A 5,157-nucleotide genomic window follows, 5' to 3' on the forward strand; every position below is an offset into this window, starting at 1 on the left:
GTGAGCCGCTGGGCGGCTTCGTTCGGCGACAGCTGCTGCGCCCACAGCGCGGCCCACGCGCGGAAGAAGCCCTGCTGGGCGGCCGGCTTGGCCGACGGTTCCACCGCCTTGTAGGCTTCCCAGGCCAGTTCCAGGCCCGCCACGTCGGCCAGGTTTTCCTCGCGGGTCAGCTCGCCGTTGACCTTGGCACCCTTGATGCCCGGGAAATCGTACGCGCTGTACTGGGCGGCCACGCGGCTGCCGAGCAGGGTCCAGGCGGTCTTGTCGGCCGGGGTCCACCAGCTGCGCAATTCGCCCTTGGCATCCACCAGCGCGCCCTTGGCGTCGATGGCGCGGGTCAGTTCGTGGGCGACCAGGGCACCGAAGCTGCCGAACTTGTCGGCGGCATCGGCCTTGGCGTTGAACACCGGGCCCTGCAGCACGGCGGCGGTGACGATCAGGCGGTTCTGGGCGATGTCGTAGGCCAGCGCCGGCTGCTGCGGCAGCACGTCCCAGCGGCGGTCGGCGTTGCCCTTGCCGATGCGCTTCATTTCCTCGCGGTGGCGCCAGGTGGAGGCGATCAGCATGTTGCCGCCGAAGCTGCCACGGCCCATCGGCTGCACGCTGTAGTCGAGGTCGCGCAGCGGGGTACCGATCTCGATCTTCAGCGCGGCCAGCTTGGCCTGCGCTTCGGTCTTGGCCTCGTTGCTGAGCCAGGTGCTGCGCTTGACGGCATCGATCTGCACTTCGCGGATCTTGTCGACGATCACCGCCGCCTGGCGGCGATCATCGGCGGACAGGTACCTGCTGGCGTATTCGCGGCCGAGCATCGGGCCGGCGGCGACGTTGATCGCATCCAGGGTCTGTTCCCAACGCGCCGGGGCAATGGTTTCGCCACGGATCACGCGGCCGCGGAATTCGAACTCGGCATCGCGGTAGGCCTTGGACAGGTACGGGGCCATGGCATCGCCGACGCGCCAGCGCAGGTAGGCCTTCCACTGGTCGGGCTTGATGCGGGTGACCATGCCGTCAAGCTGCTTGAACAGCGCGGGGTCGGCCAGCGAGACGAGGTCGTCATTGACGCCCTGGACCTTGAGGAACGCATCCAGCTGCAGGTTGCGGTAGCGGCTGGTGAGCTCCTTGGTGGAGATGGGGGCATAGTTGTTGAACGGGTTGTTGATGCCCGCCAGCGACTGTGCGTTGCGCGCCAGTTCGGTTTCCAGCGCGATGACGGCCTGCGCTTCGGCGTCGAGCTTGGCCGCCGGGGTGCCGGTGAGGGCCAGGATCTGCTTGACGTAGGTGCGGTAGCGGGCCATCAGCGCGACGGTGTCGGCGTCGGTGCGGGTGTAGAAGGCCGGGTCCGGCAGGCCCATGCCGCCCTGCATGAAATAGCCGATATGGCGGTCGAGCGCCTTGAGGTCGACGTCGGGCGCGAAGTTGAACGCCACCGGGATGCCGACCTGGTGCAGGGCGGCGATCGAGGCGGGGACGTCCTTGGCCTTCTTGATGGCGTTGATGCGGGTCAGCAGCGGGGCGATCGGGTTGGAGCCGTCGGCTTCCACTGCGGCTTCGTCCAGGCCGCTGGCCCAGAAGTCGCCGAGCAGCTTCTGCACGGTGCCCTGCGGGGTCTTCATGGACGCGTCCAGCAGGTCGCGCTGCTGCAGGCGGGTACGCTCGGCCAGCTGCCCAAGGGCGGTGGTGGCGCCGGTCTGCGGCACTGGATTGGCTTTCAGCCACGCGCCATTGCTGGCTTCATAGAAGTCGCTGCACTGGGCGCTGACCGCCGGCGCACGCGCGGCCTTCTTCTTCGGCGCAGCGTGCGCATCGTGTGCGATGACCAGGGAGGCCAGGCCAAGGCCCAGGGCAATGGCGAGCGGACGGAGGTTGGACATGTAAAGCGAATCCAGTGTGGATTGGGATCGCGCGAGTGTACCAAGCAAAGCGAAAAGAGCGTGATGGGGAGGATAACTACGAAGGGCGGTAAGCAACGGCGAACGGCAACCCGCGCGAGCGTTGGGGCCCCTTGGCGGCGAACAGGCCCTTGTGCAAATGTCCCCCGGTCGCCTGCGGCGACCTCCTCCTTGAGTTTGCCAAGGGCCTGTTCGCCGCCAAGAGGCGTGGCTCGCGGCAACAGTTGACTCCTTCGCTCCACGCACCGATGGCAGCTGACCTTTCTCGGGCGGATCAGCCGCGACCAGGCGCGGGAAGTGCGTTGACTGGCGTCCAGAAGTCTGTGTGGGAAAGCGCCAGCGTCCAAGAGATCGAGATGGACCGTTGCTGACGCGAGCCGCGCCCGTTGGCGGCCGGCAGACCCTTGGCAAACTCAAGGAGGAGGCTGCCGCAGGCGGCCGGGGGACATTTGCGCAAGGGTCTGCCGGCCGCCAACGGGCCCCGACGCTCGCGACGCACATAACCGGTGCCTTCAAGCCTCTCCCCCACAAGGAAGACAAAAAAAAACGCCCCGATTCCCAGCGGAATCGAGGCGTTTCTCCTTACTCAACCGCATTGCCGGAAAAGTCGCGGGCAGTCGCCTGCGGCCGATCAGGCGGTAGTGCGGTTTACCAGATCACGACCTGCTGGTCGCCGGCGCGGACCATCGGCGAGCCGGCCTTGCACTGGAACGCAGCGGCGAAGGTCGGCAGGTTCGACGGCGCGCCCATTGCGCGGAACTGCGCCGGGGCGTGCGGATCGGTGGCCAGGCGGACCTTGGCGTTCTCCGGGGTGTACTTGGTGCGCCACACGGTGGCCCAGTTGAAGTAGAAGCGCTGATCGCGGGTGAAGCCGTCGATCTTCGGGTCTTCCTTGCCGGCCGAGGCCTTCTGCAGCGCGTCGTAGGCGGTTGCCACACCGCCCAGGTCGGCGATGTTCTCGCCCAGGGTCAGCTTGCCGTTGACCGCCTGGCCGTCGACCCTGTAGCCGTCGAACTGCTTGATCAGCTTGCCGGTCAGGCCACCGAAGTTCTTGGTATCCGCCTCGCTCCACCAGTTCTCGAAGTTGCCGGTCGGCCCGAAGCGGCTGCCCTGGTCGTCGTAACCGTGGGTCATTTCGTGGCCGATCACCGCGCCGATGCCGCCGTAGTTGAGCGCGTCGTCGGCCTTCGGGTCGAAGAACGGCGGCTGCAGGATCGCGGCCGGGAACACGATCTCGTTCTGCAGCGGGTTGTAGTAGGCGTTGACCGTCTGCGGGGTCATGCCCCACTCGGTCTTGTCCACCGGCTTGCCGATCTTGGACAGGGACCACTTGTAGTTGAACGCATTGGCCGCGCGCACGTTGCCGAAGTAGCTGTCGCGACCGGTGGTCAGGCCGTTCCAGTCACGCCACTTGTCCGGGTAACCGATCTTCGGGGTGAAGGTCTCCCACTTGGCGATGGCCTTGGCCTTGGTCTCGTCGCTCATCCAGGTCAGGCCCTGGATACGCTCCTTCAGCGCGGCGGCCAGGTTCTTGACCAGCTCTTCCATCTTGGCCTTGGCTTCCGGCGAGAAGGCGACCTTCACGTACAGCTGGCCGAACGCATCGCCGGCATCGCTCTCGATGGTGCCCAGCACGCGCTTCCAGCGCGGCTTCATTTCCTTCTGGCCGTTCAGGGTCTTGCCGTAGAACTCATAGTTTTCCTGCACGAACGCATCGGCCAGGTACGGCGAGGCGCCGTCCACGGTGTGGAAGCGCAGGTAGGCGCGCCACACCGACGGATCGGTGTCGCCCAGCGCCTTGCTCACTTCCTGGTGGAAGGACGGGATGGCCAGCGAGAACTTCTCGGGCGCGGCCACGCCCTGGGCCTTGAAGAACTCGGTCCAGCTGAAGTTCGGGGTCAGCTTGTCGGCGTCGGCCAGGGTGACCGGGTTGTAGTACAGCGACACATCGCGCGACAGCTCGACGCTGGACTTGGAGGCCTTGGCCAGGCGGGTTTCGAACTTCACCACGTCGGCGGCCTGCTTGGCCGCATCGGCGGCGGCGACGCCGGACAGTTCCAGCACCTTGGCCACGTGGGCCTGGTAGGCCTTGAGCTTGTCGGCGTTCTTGGCGTCGGTGTAGTAGGTGGTGTCCGGCAGGCCCAGGCCGCCCTGGCTGGCGTACGCCATGTTCATGCTGGAGTTCTTGAAGTCCGCTTCCGGACCGAAGCCGAACAGCACGTTCTCGCCCTTGGCCGCGCTGCTGCGCAGGAAGTCGGCGACCGCCTCCTTGCTCTGCAGGCCGTCGATGGCGGCCAGGTCGGCCTTGATCGGCTCGATGCCCTGCGCGTTGATCTTGGCTTCGTCCATGCCGGTGGCCCAGAAGTCACCGACGATCTTCTCGATGCCGCTGGGGTTCTTCACCGCTGCGACCTGCTCGGCGAGCTGGTGCTGCACGGCCACCGAACGCTCGTCCAGGATGGTGAAGGCGCCCCAGCTGGTGCGGTCGGCCGGAATCTCATTGGCCGCCAGCCACTTGCTGTTGACGTAGTCGCCGAACGCGTTGCAGGCGTCCAGACTGGTGTCCAGGTCGGACGGGTGGAAGGCGTTGTAGGCCGGCAGCTTGCTTTCGTCGAGCTTGTACTCGGTGGCCGCAGCGGCAGGGGTGGCCGGTGCGGCGGTGGAGGCCGCGCTGTCCGTAGCCGGGGTTTCGTTCTTGCCGCAGCCGACCAGCGCGGCCGAAACGGCCAGGGTCAGCAGAACAATCTTGGGAGTGCGAGCGATCACTGTGAATGGCCTCCAGGCCGATGGGTCATGCGTGGGCTGGCCCCTGCGGGGCCGTGGGCCAGACGATACGCCGCTGGCCCGACCTGCAAGGGTGTCGAAGGTCATGGCCGATGGCAAGCCGCACCTGCGTGGGGCAGGCCACCGCCTTCGGCACGCCCGGACGACCGCAGCGGCAAAGCCGGGGCCCGTCGGGCGACACGCCCCGCCGTGGCGGTGTATATAACGGCCATGGCAAACCCTTCAGCGCAGGCGTGGGACGCACTCATCATCGGTGCCGGGCACAACGGCCTGGTGTGCGCGGCGTATCTGGCGCGCGCCGGCAAGCGCGTGCTGGTGCTGGAGCGGCGCGGGGTGGTCGGGGGCGCGGCGGTTACCGAGGAGTTCCATCCGGGTTTCCGCAACTCGGTGGCGTCCTACACGGTGTCCCTGCTGCAGCCCAAGGTGATCGCCGACCTGGACCTGCCAGCGCACGGGCTGACGGTGGTGCCACGCCGCATCAACA

General features: G+C 67.0%; 3 protein-coding genes. 1 reads left to right on the forward strand and 2 read right to left on the reverse strand.

Going from position 1 to position 5,157, the window contains the following annotated elements:
• Both DBR34_RS08335 and DBR34_RS08340 read right to left on the reverse strand, forming a co-directional pair.
• A partial coding sequence (locus DBR34_RS08335; protein ID WP_146186797.1) for a M13 family metallopeptidase occupies positions 1-1,871 on the reverse strand: 1,871 nt, incomplete at its 3' end.
• Positions 1,872-2,537: 666 nt separating this feature from the next.
• Positions 2,538-4,652, reverse strand: a complete 2,115-nt coding sequence (locus DBR34_RS08340; RefSeq protein WP_181393948.1) for a M13-type metalloendopeptidase — start codon at positions 4,650-4,652, stop codon at positions 2,538-2,540.
• A gap of 231 nt (positions 4,653-4,883) precedes the next feature.
• On the opposite strand from DBR34_RS08340, the gene DBR34_RS08345 reads away from it, so the two are divergent.
• Positions 4,884-5,157: FAD-dependent oxidoreductase (locus DBR34_RS08345; RefSeq protein WP_146186798.1), on the forward strand; the 274-nt coding region annotated here is incomplete at its 3' end.

The organism is Stenotrophomonas sp. HMWF003, assembly GCF_003061285.1.
Lineage (GTDB): Bacteria > Pseudomonadota > Gammaproteobacteria > Xanthomonadales > Xanthomonadaceae > Stenotrophomonas > Stenotrophomonas maltophilia_AP.